Source organism: Brevibacillus laterosporus LMG 15441, from assembly GCF_000219535.2.
GTDB classification, from domain to species: Bacteria; Bacillota; Bacilli; order Brevibacillales; family Brevibacillaceae; genus Brevibacillus_B; species Brevibacillus_B halotolerans.
The window spans coordinates 2,962,346-2,981,717 of the sequence record NZ_CP007806.1; the positions used below are offsets into that span (position 1 = coordinate 2,962,346).

Consider the following 19,372-nt stretch of genomic DNA (forward strand, 5'->3'; position numbering starts at 1 on the left):
TTTGTATAGCGTAACTATTGCCCTGTTATTCTTGAACTAAGCCGTTGAACATTACCCTAATTTCTGGCTCGATCATAATCGTTATCTTTGCAAGTGCACTTCCCCAGTCCATCTGCATGTTTTTCCAATCCTGATAATAGTATGCTCTCATGTAATCTCCTAGGCCTAGAGGATCTACTTTGTGCTGCTGGAGTTTTTTTATGACCTTCTCTGTTTCTTTTTTTACTGCCTTTTCAAGAAACTTTTCGATTGATTTCATGGTGTTCTGCGCAGGAAATAAATTTACGCTTTCATTCAGGTTCGCATCCATTTTTAGCTTGATGTTATAGTAGAATTGATCATCCTTTTTTACTAGCTTCACCTTACGAGTCACACGTTCAAAGGTAGCGCTTATGATTTTGCTGTCAACTTTATTTTTTGTTTCCTTCAGAGGTAACGACAGGGAGAACAAGCCTTTATGAAAGCGTTGAAGCATATGCATAATCGTAGTCTCCTGAAGAGAAAGCGTCGTTACAGCCTTTCCCTGCCCATTTAATAAAGCGGTTCCTTTTATCTCCAATTGATTTTTTTCTTTCTTGACAACTCCAATATAAGGTGTAATCGTCTTCTCCATTACCGTCCATTGAAAATCGAGTAACGTAGAACGCGAAATCAGGTTCCGCACTGCTGTCGAATCAATTAACTGACCAAGATATATGGGCAGGCGGGGCCTGTTTTTCGCTTCGAACATAATCACATCCTTCACCGGCCCATCCACCATTAAAACATTCGCATTACTAGCACTAGTCACATCCCGATACAAAACATCTAATAAGGGAAACACATCATGTGACTCCAATAATTCCCGTCCAATCAATACCTGCTGGAGTTTGGCAGTAGTTAAAAGTCCGATAGAGCTAGCATCAAAAAAATTACGTGCGTTACGAATACTATCTGCTTTAACTTCATGTGTTTCTACTTTTTTAGGTGCATCTTCATTAAAAATAGGACTTACTGAATAGTAATACAGATTTTTCCCTTTTTTATCCAAACCAAGTGTTAAATTAAACGTTGCATTCTCAATATTGATCCGTTGCGAGCATCCACTCAGCAATAAAGAGAGCAGAACGATCCACAGAAACATGTGAACATAATACTTGTTAATCATCTCTCTCGCCTCCTCTGTATGACCTTTTGAAATAGGACAAGATACAGGAAGAAGATGAGAGGGAACAAATAGCTCACGAAATAGCTGAGTGGCTGTGCTATCTCTAAAAAATGACGGATGTCCGAAAAACTAGGCGAATATAAAAGCGAAATGACGATCAAACATCCTAAAAAAATCAGAAAGTGTTTCTTCCTCATCTCAGCATGGAATAGATTCTCTACGGTATAGACAGAAAAATAGCTGAGGGTAATCCATGATATCGAAAGAACAAACAAATAAAACGACAGAAAAATGACTTCAAAACGCTCTAAAAACGGAAACTCCACTACTTTTAATAAGGTAAGCGTGGGCCACATATAGTTAGCCACTTGTTCCTGTGAAAAAAAGAGAAAACAGATGATGGTGACAAACAGCAAAACCAGCATCGAAATAGTATTGGCGATGAGAGCACCCGCTGTTGCTTTTGATTTATCCTTTAAGAAAGGATAGAAAAACATGATCATCTCAAAGCCCCAAAAGAAGGTAATGGCAGGCATGATACCTTTTATCACAGGTTCTAGTCCTTCCCGCATAATCGGAAGCAGATAGAATGGATTAGCATATTGTAAGGGAAAAATCAACAGCAAAGGCATCCACACACTTATCAAAATAGCAAATTGAGCATAGCGAGTAATGTTTTTAAACCCATGAGAACACAGCATATAAATCGGGATAACAAATAAGCTCATTAGCCAAAAGCTCGAAATTCTCTGGAGAACCCATACCTGGATTAAAAAAATGGACCCTGCTACTATCGCATAGGTAAACAAGATGAGATGGAGCGCTATCAAAAAATACATGAACCAACCAACAATTGGACCACAATAGATACGTAAAGACTGGAATAGCGTAAGTTCGGGATTTCGGGCCATCATTTTTGTGATAATGATGCTAGCGATACAAACGATGATCCAGCTCAGCACAATAGATATCCAGCCATCTATTCCTACTTCACGTGCTAAGTCTCGCGGAATATATAAAATCCCCAAACCTACCTGATTCCCCGCAATTAAAAAAATATATTGATACAGCGTTATTTGATTATGCTTCACATAACCCATCTACCATCACCTATCTGTTGGATCAGTAGCCTTTTTCTTCTTTTCCTGTAATGGACTTGCACTATGAGGTCTGATAGTCAAATATTTTGGTGCAGTAAGTACGACGGCATCTTTCCATTCTTTCATTCGAACCGGAGCAAGCGGCGAACCATACGGCGTTCCAATAGAGGTTAGCGTAATAAGGTGGATAAACATGATCATTAACCCCATGATAATTCCTACATAGCCAAAGAAATAAGCAAGCATCATCATGGGAAAGCGAAGTAAACGAATGGTTGACGACATATCGTAGTAAGGAATGATAAAGGAAGCAATTGCTGTAATGGATACCACGATCACCATAATGTTGCTTACAATACCAGCCTGAACTGCAGCCTGACCAATTACAATACCACCTACAATACTAACCGTTTGACCGATTGGCCCCGGCAGACGCAATCCCGCTTCCCGGAGCATTTCCAATGATAATTCCATTACTAAAGCCTCTAATACGGGCGGAAAAGGTACTTTTTCCCTTGACTCTCCAATGGATAATAACAGCTTTAACGGGATCACTTCGAAATGAAACGAAATTGTCGCCACATAAAAAGCCGGAAGCACAAGAGAAATCATAAAAGCAATATAGCGCAGCAGCCGAACAAACGAAGCTAATAGCCAATTGACATTATAATCATCCTTCGTTTGCAAAAAACCAACTAGATCCATTGGTGCAATGAGTACTCCTGGGGAACGATCCATGATAATAGCGACACGCCCTTTTAAAATTTGCATTGCTGTCGTATCAGGACGTTCTGTCACCAAAAACTGCGGAAATACTGTGAATGTATTCTTCGAGATTAATTGCTGTAATTCACCGATATTTATAATGACATCCAGACTCAGCGCTTGAATGCGCCGCTCCAATTCCTCTATGACCTTTGGGTTAGCTACATCCTCCAAATAGGCCAGGGTAATAGTAACTTTTCCCCGTTCTCCAATTTTTAGCTGCCGAAGCTTTAATTCTGGGCTAGGTATGTATCTACGTAGTAAACCAAGGTTTTTTGAAGCATTCTCTACAAAACCATCATGCGCACCCTTGATTGTTGGCTCAAGATACGGCTCTTCAATCGAACGATCAGGATATGAAATGGTATTGACCTGATAAGCTATAGCATGGTGATGAAACAGTAAGATGCTTTTACCAATTAATAAGCTTTGTACAATCTCCTCTAGCGAGTGTGTTGGCTTCATCTCACAGCTTATTAAGGAAGAATCCTCAATCTGTGTAAGTGACGTCATGTTTTTTAACATAGGAGAAAGTACATCTTCATAGATTAATTTTTTATCAGAAAGCTCCTCCATATATAAGATGGCAGCCTCTTCACCTTGATTCCACGAAAAGCGTTGTACGGTAAGATCTGGCATCTGATCAAGCTTGGACAGAATTTGATTTATATTGTCCTTCAGTGATGTAGTAATAATAGAATCAGCTTGCGCGTGTCCTTTTCCCATGCTTCGTTTAAAAAATGGATGTTTGGGCATGCAATCACCTCTACATGTCCTTAGACTGTATGTTAAGTATGTACTGTTAATGGAGGATTATGCACATAATAGAAAACCTTGGATATTCCTAATACAAACTTGCAAAGACCCCATTTCTTTTAAATCGATCCACTTCGAAAATGATAAAAAAACAGTGTAGAAGCAGGAAAAGATTCCCTTGCTACTACACTATTTTTACACGTTACATTAAAAATCGAATTCTTCATCCTCAAAGGCATCTGGTAGCGCTGACGAATCTGAGTTCCTACTAAGCTCAAAACTAGCGATTGTCTTGTCGAACCGAGATGGGATTTGCTTTAAAATTTGTAAATAAGCTTGCCCCAAGTCCTCCGCCGTTTCTCTTTTGAATAAGTTACTTGAATAGTACAGATCAAATAATAGACCCTCATCAGGCGTCTCAACAGCGATGATGGATAAATCCATTTTGGAGGTAGTATCCGCAAAGTCATAGGCTATATAAGTTAATTCTTCTGATTCTATCCTTGCTTGGTTCATATTTTGAAGGGTAAGCATCGTTTGAAATAGTGGTGTTCGACTCGTATCCCTTGGGATTTTAAGCTTTTCTACTAGAGCATCAAAGGGATAATCTTGATGGTCGAACGCTTTAAGTGTTCGTACCTTTATTTCTGTAAAGAATTCTTCAAATGTTTTCGCAGCTTGAGGATAATTACGCATTGGTAGGGTGTTAATAAACATCCCTACCACTCTTTCCAGATCAGCATGCTGCCTTCCCGCTACTGGGGTGCCAACTACAATATCCTCCTGTCCTGTACATGTAAACAGCAAAATATTATAGGCTGCTAACAGAAGCATATATAAGGTAGATTCAGTATCTTGAGCGATTTGATAAAGTTCTTCACTTTCAGTCTTAGGAAGGGTAAAGGAAATTCGTCCCCCTGCATTTGTACGTATGGAAGGGCGTGGATAATCGGTCAGCAAACGTAGAACTGGTGGCTGAACAGCGAACGTATCCTTCCAATATTGTTCTTGTATCTTTACCTGCTCAGAAGCAAACCATTGATTCTGCCAATGTGTGAAATCCTTGTATTGTATAGGTAATGGCAAAAGTTCCTTTCCTTTATAGAAATCAATCAAATCCTCAATCAGGATTGCCATAGATATACCATCAGAAATGATATGGTGCATGTCCATGATCATGAAATGACGCTCTGGTCCTAACTCATACAAGCCGACGCGAAACAGAGGTGCCTGTGATAAATGGAAGGGTTTTATGAATTCTTGAATTGCATCACGAAGCTCATCCTCTTGTATCTTACGTTGACTCAGATGAAAGGTTACCTGTTTATGGATTCGCTGAACCTGCTCTTCTCCTTGCCACTCAAACGAGGTACGGAGTGCTTCATGACGTTCAATTAGTTGAGTAAGAGCTGTTTCAAAACGTTCCGGATTGACTGGACCTTCAATGATTACGCAAGTAGGAATGTTATAGCTTGTATCCCCTTGATTCAGTTCGTCGACAATCAGCATTCTCCTTTGGGAAGCAGAAATCGGGTAATACGAACGCTCTTCCACGGGTTCCAATGGGGTTTGAATAAAGGCAGAATCTCCAGACACCTGAATCAACTGCTCCAGCGACTCAATGGTAGGATGATCAAAAATTTGTTTGACCGAAAGACTCACATTAAGTTCTTTGTACAGGATAGTAACCAGCGTCATTGCCTTTAGAGAGTGACCTCCTATCCGAAAAAAATGATCCTGTATTCCGATTTTGTCTAGCTTCAAAATATCTTTCCAAATCCGTACCAATTCCTCTTGCAGCGGAGTTTTAGCCGCCTCATATGAAGTAGCTGAAGTAAGGTAATCTTTCAATTGAGCTAGTGCTAATCTATTGATTTTCCCATTTGGAGTAAGCGGAAATTCAGGCAACTGCATAAATTGAGATGGAAGCATATAATCTGGTAAATGGCTTTGAGCAAACTCGGAAATTTCATCAAGGGTTACTTCATTTTCCGAAACGAAATAAGCAATTAAGTATTTGATCCCATCCTCGTCTGTTTTATCAAGAACAATCACTTCTCTCATGCTAGGGAATTGTAATAGCCTTGCTTCTATTTCCTCCAGCTCGATACGAAAACCTCGAATTTTTACTTGATGATCCATTCTACCTATAAATTCCAGATCACCACTTTTAAGCCAACGCATTAAATCACCAGTTCTATAGACGCGTGGCACGCATAGATGCGGTGTATCAATAAAACGCTCTTTGGTCAGCTCTGGAGCGTTAAAGTATCCATTCCCCACGCCTTCCCCACCAATACATAATTCACCTGGAATTCCCGGAGGAAGCAGTTGCAAATGTTTATCTAAGATATAAAGCTTGGCGTTATGTATTGGTTTTCCAATAGGAACCGTAGTAAGTTGCTGTAATTCCTCCTTGTTCAAGATATGGTACCCAGAAATATCTGTACACTCTGTTGGACCATATGTGTTGGATAACTCCGCTCTAAAATGGGGCGATTTGATCCAAGGCTGTAGTTGAACCATGTTGATCGGTTCACCACCAAGACTGATGTGGCGAATGCTTTTCAGCTTAGCATAATCATCGGCGACATTTTCATAAAGTAAGGGATAAAATGCACTAGGAGCGCAGTTAATCGTAGTTATCTGCTCTCTATCGATCACAGTCGACATCTGACGATAATCGAAAGGACCCGGGGAATAGATGATTAATCTTCCTCCAACAAGTAACACGCTAAACAAATTTTTCTGTGCCAAATCAAAACTATTGGGAGCAATCAGCAAAGCCCGTTCATTCTCTGAAAAAGACAGCTTCTTGATATACCAGTATAAAAGATTAACAAACGAATGATGTCTAATCATAGCTCCTTTTGGATTTCCTGTAGAACCTGATGTATAGAGAACATACAGAATTCCTTCAGGTTGATAAGGTAAGTTTAGGTTTTCCGTAGGAGCAGTTGCTTGCGTCAAAATTTCTTCGATGATGAAAGTACGAGCTTGTTCTTGTGTGCCGTTCATTTTATGTTTTTGTTGGGTTAGTATCACAGAGGCTTGAGAATGTGTTAGTAAATAGTTGATTCGCTCCTCTGGATAATCAGGATCGACTTGTAGATATGTCGCACCTGATTTAACAATACCGAGGATACCAATTAATAATTCAAGAGAACGTTCCACCATAAAACCAACAATTGTCCCCGCACTCACCTCTTGTTCATGTAAGAACCAGGCAACTTGATTCGCACGATCATTTAATTCACGATAGGTTAATGATTTCCCTTCGAATACAACAGCAATCCGATCAGGCGTCCGTTCTACCTGCTCTTCGAAAAGCTGGGATACCGATTTATCGCGTGGATAGTCAAAGCTACTCACGTTAAAATCATAAAGTAACCGACAACGCTCAGCTTCATCTAGGAATGAGATTTCCATTAAGCTTTTATCCGGTTCTCTCATCACTTCAGAGAGATAATTGTCTAGATGATGAACGATCATTTGCATCCGATCATGACTATACAGACTAGCATTATATTCAAGAGCGAGTTGTAAATGATCCGCTTTCTGAGAAAAGCTAAAGAGCGAGTCAGCTTTTAATTGGCTTACGCTGCTTTTCTCGTGGATGTCGTCTAGCATAATGCTTGTATTACATAATGGGAATATCCCATCTTCAACCTGCAATCCAGCTTTTGTCATCACCTGGTAAAATGGATAGTTGGAATTTTGGCTAGCTTCCTTGATGTTTTTACTCATTTGCATAAGTAACTGCTTAAACGTCATCTTATTTCGTTGTATCTGAATACGTAACGGTAGTAATTTATTTACGATTTTCAATTCTTGCTTTTGTTTAAAGACAGGTGTACTAAACACAATATCATCTGCTTCGGTGTAGCGTGAAAGAAGATCTGCAAGAGCAGTAGCAAGAATCGTCAATATTGCATATGGAGATTGATTTGCAATCATCCGAATTTTTTCTGTTACCTCTGCTGAAAACGAATGAGTGATGACTCCCTTTTGGAATTCCTCCAGCGATGTACGTAAAAATTCAATAGGGAACGTAGAAAGAGCACTAATCCCGTTCATTTGATCTAGCCAGTATGCTTCTTCTTTTTCTAATTTTTCATGAGAGAGTATGAGATTTTCTGTGATTTTGCTAGTCGTCATGAATGCAAGCCTCCTAGATGTAGAAGATAGATGATTCCTCTAGACGTTATAATCGCTGCATTTTCCAAGTGCCATGGAGATGAAAATAGGGAACCTGCCCTTGCTCATCAATGTGAAATTGCACCGATTTAAACGTATCACTGACAAATAAACCGTGTTCCATTGGGATCAGAACTTCTGTAACCCCATCCTCTTCCATGATAAGTTTATGATCCTGACACGTTACATGATAAACCCAGTCTGGAAATCCATGGTGTGAATAAGTCCCACAGCAAGCTTCTAGTTCCTCTGCTGTTAGAGACGTCCGATCATCTGGCAATAAGTAACGGTGACAGCGATTGTTATTGATCATAAGATACTGCACACAACCGTCACTTTCCCTTATCACTTTCAGATTCAACACATGATTTCCCTCTTCGTCATATCCCTGCAAGAAATCGCCTGTCCTTAGCTGTAGCCTAATTGGTTGGTTATTTAAGGTTAATAGCGACTGATCTTCCTTCGTAATTTCTATAAATCCTACGTTAGCTCCAAAGAAGGTTCCCGCAATGCCTGAGCATTCCCCGGCGTTATTTTGATCTTGGAGAAGCTCTGCGGAGGTTTTTGCTTGGACAAGCGGTAATTGCAATTGCTCGAACACGAGACGGATAATTTTTTCATGCGGAAAGGGGCGATTATTAAGGATAATGACAGCACTCCCCGCCTCCTTATGCATAACAAAATCACCACTATAGCTACTAATATCGCCAAAATGTCGAGAGATACGATGACCTGCCTCTGTTTCTTGCAAGAAAAATCCCAATCCAAATCCACTTTGATACGTGTTAAATAATGGCGTGTTATATTCATGCATTTGCTGAATGGATTGGGCCTGAAGGAATTGCTTATCCATATCACATTCCTTATTCATATGTAAAAGGGCAAACTTAGCTAAATCTGTCACTGTTGACATCGCAAAAAAGGATGGATAATACGCTGTATTTTCTACAAAGCGATGCAGGACACAAATCTGATCATCATGTATATAATGCGGCAATGCCAGAGAATGGGTCATGGCAAACAATGGATCATATGTGCTGCTATTCATTTCTAGAGGAGCAAAGACTACTTCTTGAATTAAGGCTGCAAAAGCTTTTCCTGTAACCTCTTCTGCTACACAGCCTACTAAATTGTAATGAAAATTACTATATGTATGAAGCTTTCCTGGTGGAGCCATCAATTTCATTTTAGAAAGCTCCTCAGAAACATGTCGCCGTAAGCCATCTGATTCGCGACTTCCAAGATAATCTCCACCGTTATTAAATCCTGCCGAATGGCTCAATAAAGTCCGAAGAGTTAACAGATTATTGTACGTGGGATTTTGGAGTGAAAACCAAGGAATGTAATTGATGATGGGAGTATCTAATTCAAGAAGTCCATCCTCTACTAATTTCATGATCAACGTGGCGGTAAACAGCTTCGAAATCGAGCCTATACGAAATAATGTCTGTGGACTTACCGCTACTCCTGAATCTTGCACACTAGTCACACCAAATCCCTTTGTATAGACTAATTCCTTATTATGGATAATAGCGATGGCCAGACCCGGTACACGGGCCTGCTCCATTTCCATCGTGATTTGATGCTCAAGCTCTTTTATACGTAGCATGCAAATCTCTCCTCTTCTTCTATAAATTCTCTAGATAATCAGCTAATTCTTCAATCGAGAGCGTATGATTCCCTACATCACTTGGAGTGATCTCTTTTTCTTTCTTATTGAGACAATGATTGATAATGTCAAGCAAATGTTTTTTATATAGATCAATCATATTTTGTACTGTACTAAAATCGTACATGTTTTGGTTATATTCAAAGTGAAGTCGTAATGCACCATTCTGAATGATGCCAACAATTTCAAAATTGTACTGTCTCTGTACCCTGCGACTCAGAGTTGGACCTGTACGAAAAGGTGAAATTGAAAAGGCATCTGTTGAGATATCCTGATCAAATTGTCCCAGGTAATTGAACATAATTTGCGGCTTTACATTTAGATGACTGACGGTCTCTATGTCAGCAGATGTTACGTAGCGTAAGATGCCATAGCCAATTCCCTTATTCGGAACCTTCCGCAGATACTCTTTGGTATATTTAATATGATAGGCGATATCTGTGTCTTTTGTTTCAAGCAACACTGGATAAAGAGAGGTAAACCAGCCAACCGTCCGCGAAATGTCTATATTCTCACTGATGGGTTCTCTACCATGACCCTCTACATGTATGAGAGTGCGATTTTCACCAGTCCACTCTCTCATTGTAAGAGCAAGTGCCGTTAACAATACGTCATTTATTTCTGTGTTGTAGGCATGGTGAACTTCTTTTAATAAATGGTTAGTCTCTTCCTGATTAAGTTCCATGGTTAATGTCTTGCTATCCTGCATCCGATCATCAATGACAATATGATCCTGAGGCAAGGACGCTATCGGTACATTAGCCAGTTGCTCCCAATAAGTAGATTCCTTTAGAATGGTTTGACTATTGGCATAAACATGAAGCTCTGTTGACCATTCTTTAAACGAATCCGTTTTATCCTGAAGAGAAATGGCTTCTCCGTTTTGTACCTGCATATAACCACTGGCAAGATCTTCAAGCAGAATTCTCCAAGAGATTCCATCAACTACTAAATGATGAATCGCGATCAATAAATGATCACCCTGATCCGTTTTAAAGTGTCCAATCGCGATCAACGGACCTGTGCTAAGTGTAAATCCAGCCTGAATATTAGATGCTTCAGCCTCGATCATAGCTGGCGTCACATGCTTACCTCTGAAATCTAAGCATGTATAATCAAACAAACGATCTGAAAGTCCACGGATATTTTGTATAACGTGCTCCCCTTCTACATGAAACGTCATACGCAGAGCATCATGGTGTTCAACAAGTCGTGTAAATACCTTTTGGAGCAATAGCTCGTCCCAGCCTTGTTCATGATGAAGCATTACTGCGTGATTGTAGTGATGGGCATCTGTTACATTTTGCTGAAAGAACCAATGCTGAATAGGTGTTAGACGTACATTCCCCTCAACTAGCTGGTTTGTTGTCCGTTTTGTTTTCATTTGTTTTACATGCATAGAAAGCTCTCTAATGGTTGGGTATTTGAATAAATCATTGATTTGAATTTTGTATTGATATTTCTGAATTAAGGAAGACACTTGTATCGCACGTATCGAATCTCCACCCAGTGAGAAAAAATTGTCATGAACGCTTACATTAGTGACACCTAGGACTTTTTGCCAAACAGCAACTAATGCATCCTCTTTATCATTGGAAGCCTCCACATATTCAACGCCCGTGTCTATCATGGTCCAGTCTACTGGTAAAGCACTCCGATCTATTTTGCCGTTTGGAGTTAAAGGTAATTGTTCCAGGGGAGCAAAATATGCAGGGATCATATAGCCCGGTAACCTCTCCGCAAGGAAACTGCGCAGTTGAGTTACATTTTTGTTTATTTTATTTGTTCCTGCTTTCCAGACAATGTAGGCAACGAGTTGTTTATCATCATTTTCATCCGTTTGAGTAGTAACCGCTGCTTCTGCAATATCTGGATGTTTAAGAATCGCTGTTTCAATCTCGCCTAACTCCATGCGATAGCCACGTATTTTGACCTGATAATCTTTTCGATCTATAAATTCAAGTGTTCCATCTGCTCGATATCGCCCCAAATCACCTGTTTGGTACAATCGAGACTGTGGATCGGAAGAGAATGGATTCGGAATAAATTTCTCACTAGTCAAATCTTCTTTATTCCAGTAACCTTTCACTACTCCTTTTCCACCGATATAAATCTCACCGATCACCCCAATCGGTAGAATATGATGGTGCTCATCAAGAATGAAAATTTGGGTATTAGCAATCGGGTTCCCAATGTAGGCAATTTGATCTGTCTCAGCTATCTGATGAATCGCCGACCAAATTGTTGTTTCGGTCGGACCATACATGTTGTATATGCTTGCCTTTGTTTGCCTTTGTATCTGATGCATCAGAGAAGCTGGGAAAGCTTCACCGCCCACTAGCAAGGCCTCAAGAGATTGTAAAAACTTCTGAGAGCTAGGATCAGCGGCAATCATCTTGAGCCGTGACGGCGTCGTTTGCATCATGGTGATCGGACGGATACTCGGAGTTGTATCGCTAGCTAAAGCTTTGACCTCGCTTTTTCTAGCGTACTTATCCTTGAAAGCAGCTAAGTGATGCAAGCTTTGAATTACAGAAGCATGATCAATACCAAAATCGAGTAAACAAGCGATTTCATTCACACCGATATGATAGAGCTGCTCAACTAATTTATGACAAGTCTTTGGTGTCCCAAGTAAAGTCGCCGTATTCCAATAGCGTTGAAAAGCGACTTCCAGAATTTGTTCAATATCCTCCTCTGATACGTTGTTCATATCCAGCATATCTGTGCCGATAGTAAGATTTTTAGCCAGATTACGTATCAAGCTCACACTAGATCTTAGATAGTCACAAAATGGTTTTTTTACTTTGTCATGTACATAATCAATATCATCATCAATAAAGGTATGAAGCATGAGTGACACCTTGAACAGCTTTGGATCATACCCATTCTCGCGGAGGGTCTCATGATACAGACGAATATTTTTTTCTAATTGATAAATATCCTGTCCAAGAAAATGCGTTAAAATGTTGGCTCCCATTTTTCCAGCTTCAATAAAGGATTCGGCTGTCCCTGTTGTTGTTACCCAAACTGAAACCTCCGATTGAATTGGTTTTGGAAATGCTTGGACTTCTACAGGGTATCCCTTCCCATTTATACGTGTTACTTTTTCACCGCGCCATAATTGGCGGACTTCTTTTATTTGTCTAAACATAAGATCATAACGCTCTTCGTAGTTTTCCGGACGTAAAACGAAGTCGTCTACATGCCAGCCCGGTGCAAACGATAGGCCAACACGTCCCTTAGAAAGATTATCTACGACTGACCATTCCTCAGCAATGCGTAGAGAATCATGCAAGGGAGATACGATGCTACCAGAACGGATCTGCAGGTTTTGGGTAATCATAGCAAGCGCCGAACTGATTACGGACGGATTAGGATATAGTCCACCGAACTCGTGAAAATGGCGTTCTGGAGTCCAAACAGCATTAAAGCCATGCTTGTCTGCGAACTTGGTTGTTTCCAAAAGCAATGAATATTTATCATCTACCTGTTGATGATCGTAGCTTGAGAAAAAGAATACGCTAAAATCCATCTGTGGCTGTTCCGTATTCGTTAAAAAACTGTCGTAGTTTTCGTACGTATCATCAGGGCTTATGACAACTTGGATTCCGCGTGTTAGTGTCCAGAATAGTTCTAGAACAGAAATATCAAAGGAAATCGTTGTTACTGATAAAAAAGCATCCGTTGTAGTTGGCTGTAGCTTTTGATCCATTGCTGTAAAAAAGTTGCTTACATTTGCATGTGTAACCATTACCCCTTTTGGATTACCGGTTGAACCAGATGTATAGATCACATAGGCCAAATCTGATCCTTTGTTTATTCCATGGGGAACAGTAATGGATTGAGCTACCAGCTTTGCATCTACTTCATCAAGGAGTAGGATAGCCGTTTCAGATCTATCACCAATTCGATTTTGAAAACGTGATTTTGTTACAAGCACTTTCATTTGACTATCGTTGATAATATAACGAATGCGCTCAACTGGATACGTTGGATCAATCGGTACATACGCTGCCCCGGATTTTAAAATTGCCAGCAAAGATACGATCATCTGCTCACTACGATCTAGCATGATTCCGACCAAATCATTTGGCTTAATTTGATACTGTCCCCGCAAATAATGGGCAAGTTGGTTAGAAAGCTCTTCTAGTTGACGATACGTCAATGTTTTATCGCTATAAACGATTGCGATCTCATCTGGAATTTCCGTGACTTGCATCTGGAACCATTCTTGAATTGTTTTTTCATCACATAAGACTAGTTCCTCGTTCGTGAATGTTTGAATGATATGATTTTTTTCTACTTGATCCAATAATTCTATATGAGCGATCAAATGATCTGGTTCAGACGTCACCGTATGAAGGATATGCATAAAATGCTTCTTGAATTGTTCCGCTTGTTCTTTTATGTAAACCAGTTCATTAAAAATAATTTTTATCTTGACTACTTGATCAAATTGAATATGCAAAGTTAAATCATAATTTGGATGTTCAGTAAATTGAATGTCTGTTACAGAAAAGCCCATGTTTTGTTTATCTTGCAAACGTTCTAATCCTTTTGAGAGTGGATAATTATCAAAAATCAAAAGGTGTGAAATAAGTTCTTGCTTCAACTGAGATTGTGACTGAATTTCATAAAGAGGATAGTACTCATAATCTTTAGACTCAAGGGAAGCTTGCTGTATTTTTTGTAATAAGGATGAGAAAACCTGATTTTCTTCGCATTTCACTCGTTTTGGAACAGTATTGATAAACAAACCAACCATTTCATCACTACCGAGTAGCGTAGGAGGGCGACCCGAAACAACCGAACCGAACACAACATCTGTATGATTGCTATACTTCTGCAAAAAGATACCGAAGCATGCCTCAAATATTGTATTGATCGTAACTTGGCGTTGCTTAGAAATTTGCATTAGCTTTCCGGTAATCTTCTCGTCTAATTCGAAGATAACTTCGCCATGTTTAAATTTTCCAGATGCGCTCCCTTCACCAAAAGCTGGAAGACTTCTTGGCTGCTCATATTGCTCCAAATATTGTTTCCAATATGCGCCCGCTTCCTCATGGTTTTGTTGCTCTAGCCATTTGACGAACTGGCTAAAGGGCTGTACCGTTTTAAGCTCACATTTTTTTTCATTTCGAAGACAATCGTAAATATGGAAAAGCTCATCTAGGACAATACTTGATGACCAACCATCCATAAGGATATGATGAAATCCCCAAACAATGTAAAAGCTATCAATTGCCGCTTGAATGACTGTAACTCTAAATAAAGTATCATGAGTAAGATCAAACCCTTTTGAACGATCTGACCTAACAAATTCTTCGATATAGGACTCTTTCTCTTCCTCATCAAGATGTGATATATCGACAACCTGGATTTGTAGTGGTCGTTCCTTTAATACAATCTGTTTTGGCGTTTGAATCTTCTCATATACAAACATTGTCCGAAAAATCTCGTACCGTTCAATCAGGATATTAAAGCTTTGCTCTAAAAGCTCTGGCTGAAGCAAGCCATCTACTGTAAAGACGGCTTGCTGATAGTATGTTCCCGATGTACGATCAAGCATGGAATGAAACAGCATTCCTTCTTGGGTCGAAGTGAGTGAATATATTTTCTGAATTTGTGCGTTGTTAGTCTCCATATTTCACCTCTGCTCATGTATAAGAGATCATTCTTCTAATAGACTTAAAATGTCATCCAAATCTGACATAGATAAATTGTTGTCCCCAAAATCGCTTGGTGTAAACTCTTGGGTCTTTTTACTCGTACAGTGACGAATAATTTCTTGTAGATGTCTGAAAAAACCATCCAATACCTTTTGCATCGTCTCTCGCGAAAATTGATTTCTGTCGTAGTCCATCCAAAATGTCAGCTCTCCATTTTGGATCATTCCTGTAAAGATTAGCTTATGGGTGCGACTGTTGGCATTGCTGATTGGATGGTCTGGTTGGATGGAGGAAAGCTGAAAAATAGCATCTTCCTTTTCCTCATCTATTTCTCCAAGATAGTTAAATAAGTAAGTCGCTTGCGATCCACCTGACAATGCTTGTTTATTCATGTCCGTTCCAAGGTATCTGAGTAGCCCATATCCGATTCCTTGATTGGGGACTTTCTTTAACAGTTCTTTCATTTCCTTTATTTGCATGGAGAGATCAGCATGATGTCTCATATCCAAAAGTATTGGATACAGTGTGGTAAACCATCCCACAGTCCGAGTTATGTCCAGTTGGTCACTCAGCTCGTGGCGTCCGTGCCCCTCGACATCAATGAGTATCATGTCAGAGTTCTTCCATGAGCGAAGAGACATGCCGAGCCCCGTTAAGAGAATGTCATAAATTTGAGTATTGTAGGCACGGTGAACCTCTTTTAGCAATAGCTGAGTATCTGATGCAGAAAGTCTGCCAACCAGCCGCTCGTTCTCGCCTATGCTCCCCAAGGCACGGTCTTCTTCTACAGAGTTCTCTTTTATTTTTCCCCAGTAAGAAAGCTCTTTTTGCAGCTCAGATGAGGTTGCATATTCGTATAGTTGCTGTGACCAGACAAGATAAGAATCTGTTTTATCAGGAAGCGAAACAGCTTGATTATTCACAGCAAGCTGATATCCTTGCTCTAGATCCTCTAATAAAATTCGTAAAGAAAGGGTATCGACAATCAAATGATGGAAGGTAAGAAATAAATGATCTCCATAATCCGTGTGGAATAAACCAACGTTAATTAGCTTACCACCCCACAAATCAAGGCTTGATTGCAGCTCTCGACATATGCTTTGAATGTCACTTTTCACCTCTTTATCTGTTTTTGATTTACCTGTCAAATCAAAAACCTGACATTCATAGACCGGTTGAGCTATATCCCGAATCGTCTGTACAATGGAATTTCCTTCCTGTCGAAAGGCCATCCGTAGAGCATCATGATGAGCAGAGAGCTTGTCCAGAACCTTCATCAAGCTTTCATAGTCAATTGGAGACTTGCTATCTAACATCACTGATTGATTATAATGATGTTTTTCTTCCATCGGCTGGGCAAAAAACCAGTGTTGAATAGGAGTCAGAGGAACGATTCCTTGTACAACTTCCTGATTAGCCCGGTGATTAATTGGCTGTAGATGTGGTCGCAATTCTATAATCGTTGGATATTCAAACAGGCTTTTCACTTGAAGCTTGTATCCACGCTTATAAAGCTCAGAAACGACCCTCATGGCTTTTATTGAATCTCCGCCTAAATCGATGAAGCGATCATGAATACTAATCTTATCCTCGCCAAGTACCTGGCTCCAAACACTGATAAGTACCGCTTCCTCATCATCTCTGGCCGCTTCAAACACAGTGGAGCCTACATCACTTCTAGTCAGTAGCGAAAGCGCTTGACGGTCAATTTTTCCGTTTGGTTTAAGCGGAAAGCTAGATATCTTGCTGAAAAAATGTGGCAACATATACGCAGGTAAATGCTGCATTAGATATTCACGTATTTCTTGTGTCGATGTTCCCCTCTCTCCTTCTGAATTCATGACTAGAAAGGCTAAGAGTTGCATATCTCCCTGATGGTCTGGTTCGGCAAGCACGATCGAATTAGAAATTCCCGGATGCTGGTTTAATGTATGCTCAATCTCGCCTAATTCGATTCGGTACCCACGTATTTTTACTAAATGATCGGCACGCCCGAGACATTGTAGCGTTCCATCCGGGAGCCATTTACCAATATCCCCCGTTTTAAACATTTTTTCATCCTTCGTTTTACCAAAGGGATTCGTTACAAACTTTTCCTCAGTCAATTCAATGCGATTCAAATACCCTTTCGCTACTCCCTCACCAGCTATACAAATCTCTCCTTGCACTCCGATGGGAGCCAGCTTTTGATGCTGATCAAGAATATAGATTTGCGTATTTGCGATTGGCTTTCCTATTGTTATATTTTCGTTGTGCTTTGTAGCTAGTCTAGGTATTTCTTGAACCGCAGACCAGATTGTTGTCTCCGTAGGACCATACATGTTGAATATTCTTGCATTGGTTTTCTTATGGAGATCGTCTATATATTGGGCAGGAAATGCTTCTCCTCCTACTAACAAAATCCGAAGAGACTGTAACAAACGCTGTGAGTCATGCGCATCCATTAGTAGTTTAAGTCGGGACGGTGTGCATTGCATCATCGTGATCATCTCAACATGCGGTTGGTCAAGATAATGGTCATAGCTACCTAACGTATCCTCCTGCGTGTCTACCAAGACAAGACGAATTCCTCTAGTCATTGTCCATAATAGCTCCAAAACAGAAATATCAAATGAGATGGTTGTCACCGATAGAAACGTATCACTCTCTATAGGCTGTAGGCTTTCATCCATCCCGACAAAAAAATTCCCTACATTTCTATGGGTTACCATAACACCTTTCGGATTGCCTGTTGAGCCTGATGTATAGATAACATAAGCTAGATTGTCAGCGTTACGGATCGTGTCTAGCCGAGCTGTTGGTTCCGTATCTATCAATTCTTGATCCCGATCAAGAACCACAAGCGAAATAGGTTTGTATTCAGCAGAATCATTATGCTCAATGTGATTCAAAAAAGCAGATTGAGTAATGACTGCCTTCATCTTGCTATCATGAATCATATAAGCGATCCGCTCGGTTGGATACGTAGGATCAATCGGTACATACGCTGCTCCCGATTTAAGCACTGCCAGTAAACTAATCACCACTTCCTCTGTCCGCTCAACCATTACTCCCACACAATCATTGGCCTGAATAAAGGAATGACGCTGTAAATGCCAAGCAATCTGGTTTGCTCTCTCATCTACCTCTTTGTAGGTAAGTGCCTGATCTTTATACACGACTGCAATTTGATCAGGTTTCTTGGTAACTTGTATTTCCCACCAGTCTGTAATGGTTTTGTCTCGTGCAAAGGCTCTCTCTGTCTGATTAAAGCCATGGATAATCTGATTAGCCTCCTCTTCACTCATTACTTGTAGCTCTGTTAGTGGTTGGGAAGAGTTTTCCATCACATTCGTAAATATCTGGAAGAGATGCTTGGACATTTGGTCCACAGTTTCTTTATAAAATAAGTCATTCGAATAAATAATTTCCCCCGTCAGTTGTTCTCCAGAAAAATGAAACTGAAAAAGAAGGTCTAACTCATTATGTACATCCTTATGAATATTGCGAAGGCTTACTACCACGGGAAAAGCGGGGAGTCGCTGATCTTTTGGTACCAGCCCTAATTCATTAAAAATTTTCATGATAGGAATATTTTGATATTGATCTGCTTCCATGACTGATTGCTTCACTTGATGCAAGATGGTGCGAAAGGTATCATTTGGCGTCATCTGCGTTCGAATGGCTAACCGTTGACTCAGGTCTATGGCGTCATCGTTCTTGAACACAGGCATTCCAAGGATCAAATCCTCGTAACCAGTATATCTATAGAGTAGACAGTTGATCCCGCTCAAAAGAACCATATAGATGCCATGCTCTGACCCGTTGACAAGTTGTACCATCCATTTACTCACTTCATCAGGAAAAGTAAAAGGTATACTCGTCTTGTGGGCTTCTTTCTGTTCACCTCTTGAAAAATCAGGTGGATAAATGGTTACCTGTTCAGCTCCAGCTAGTTTGTTTAACCAGTAATGTCGTTCTTCTTCTAATTCACCGCTTGAGAGAAGCAGATTCTGTGTAATGTTATCCATCGCTACTTTTTTCTCCTCTCCATTTGCATGATTGCCCCTGGTTATGCATTTCCTCT

The 19,372-nt window shown here is 40.1% G+C and carries 7 protein-coding genes; all 7 read right to left on the reverse strand.

Going from position 1 to position 19,372, the window contains the following annotated elements:
• Positions 1 to 25 precede the first annotated feature (25 nt).
• The 7 genes from BRLA_RS12805 to BRLA_RS12835 all read right to left on the reverse strand — a co-directional run bounded on the left by BRLA_RS12805 (position 26) and on the right by BRLA_RS12835 (position 19,316).
• Positions 26 to 1,147 (reverse strand): Ger(x)C family spore germination protein, encoded by a 1,122-nt coding sequence (locus BRLA_RS12805; protein ID WP_041752191.1) that lies wholly within the window; start codon positions 1,145 to 1,147, stop codon positions 26 to 28.
• Positions 1,144 to 2,247: a GerAB/ArcD/ProY family transporter gene (locus tag BRLA_RS12810; RefSeq protein ID WP_041752193.1), complete on the reverse strand. Its 1,104-nt coding sequence runs from the start codon at positions 2,245 to 2,247 to the stop codon at positions 1,144 to 1,146. The genes BRLA_RS12805 and BRLA_RS12810 overlap by 4 nt, the downstream gene beginning before the upstream one ends.
• Before the next feature lie 6 nt (positions 2,248 to 2,253).
• Positions 2,254 to 3,768, reverse strand: a complete 1,515-nt coding sequence (locus BRLA_RS12815; protein WP_003336221.1) for a spore germination protein — start codon at positions 3,766 to 3,768, stop codon at positions 2,254 to 2,256.
• A 207-nt stretch (positions 3,769 to 3,975) separates the two neighbouring features.
• On the reverse strand, positions 3,976 to 7,926 hold the full coding sequence (locus BRLA_RS12820) for a non-ribosomal peptide synthetase (protein WP_003336220.1): 3,951 nt from the start codon (positions 7,924 to 7,926) through the stop codon (positions 3,976 to 3,978).
• 46 nt (positions 7,927 to 7,972) lie between these two features.
• Positions 7,973 to 9,574, reverse strand: a complete 1,602-nt coding sequence (locus BRLA_RS12825) for a serine hydrolase domain-containing protein (protein ID WP_003336219.1) — start codon at positions 9,572 to 9,574, stop codon at positions 7,973 to 7,975.
• Positions 9,575 to 9,593: 19 nt separating this feature from the next.
• Positions 9,594 to 15,281, reverse strand: coding sequence for a MupA/Atu3671 family FMN-dependent luciferase-like monooxygenase (locus tag BRLA_RS12830; protein ID WP_003336218.1), 5,688 nt, complete (start codon positions 15,279 to 15,281; stop codon positions 9,594 to 9,596).
• A gap of 27 nt (positions 15,282 to 15,308) precedes the next feature.
• Positions 15,309 to 19,316, reverse strand: a complete 4,008-nt coding sequence (locus BRLA_RS12835) for a non-ribosomal peptide synthetase (RefSeq protein WP_003336216.1) — start codon at positions 19,314 to 19,316, stop codon at positions 15,309 to 15,311.
• Positions 19,317 to 19,372: the final 56 nt, after the last annotated feature.

Excerpts from the sequence above, each read along its gene's own strand:
- BRLA_RS12820 (WP_003336220.1), bottom strand. The coding sequence starts at position 7,926 with ATGACGACTAGCAAAATCACAGAAAATCTCATACTCTCTCATGAAAAA.
- BRLA_RS12825 (WP_003336219.1), bottom strand. The coding sequence starts at position 9,574 with ATGCTACGTATAAAAGAGCTTGAGCATCAAATCACGATGGAAATGGAG.
- BRLA_RS12815 (WP_003336221.1), bottom strand. The coding sequence starts at position 3,768 with ATGCCCAAACATCCATTTTTTAAACGAAGCATGGGAAAAGGACACGCG.
- BRLA_RS12805 (WP_041752191.1), bottom strand. The coding sequence starts at position 1,147 with ATGATTAACAAGTATTATGTTCACATGTTTCTGTGGATCGTTCTGCTC.
- BRLA_RS12810 (WP_041752193.1), bottom strand. The coding sequence starts at position 2,247 with ATGGGTTATGTGAAGCATAATCAAATAACGCTGTATCAATATATTTTT.
- BRLA_RS12835 (WP_003336216.1), bottom strand. The coding sequence starts at position 19,316 with ATGGATAACATTACACAGAATCTGCTTCTCTCAAGCGGTGAATTAGAA.
- BRLA_RS12830 (WP_003336218.1), bottom strand. The coding sequence starts at position 15,281 with ATGGAGACTAACAACGCACAAATTCAGAAAATATATTCACTCACTTCG.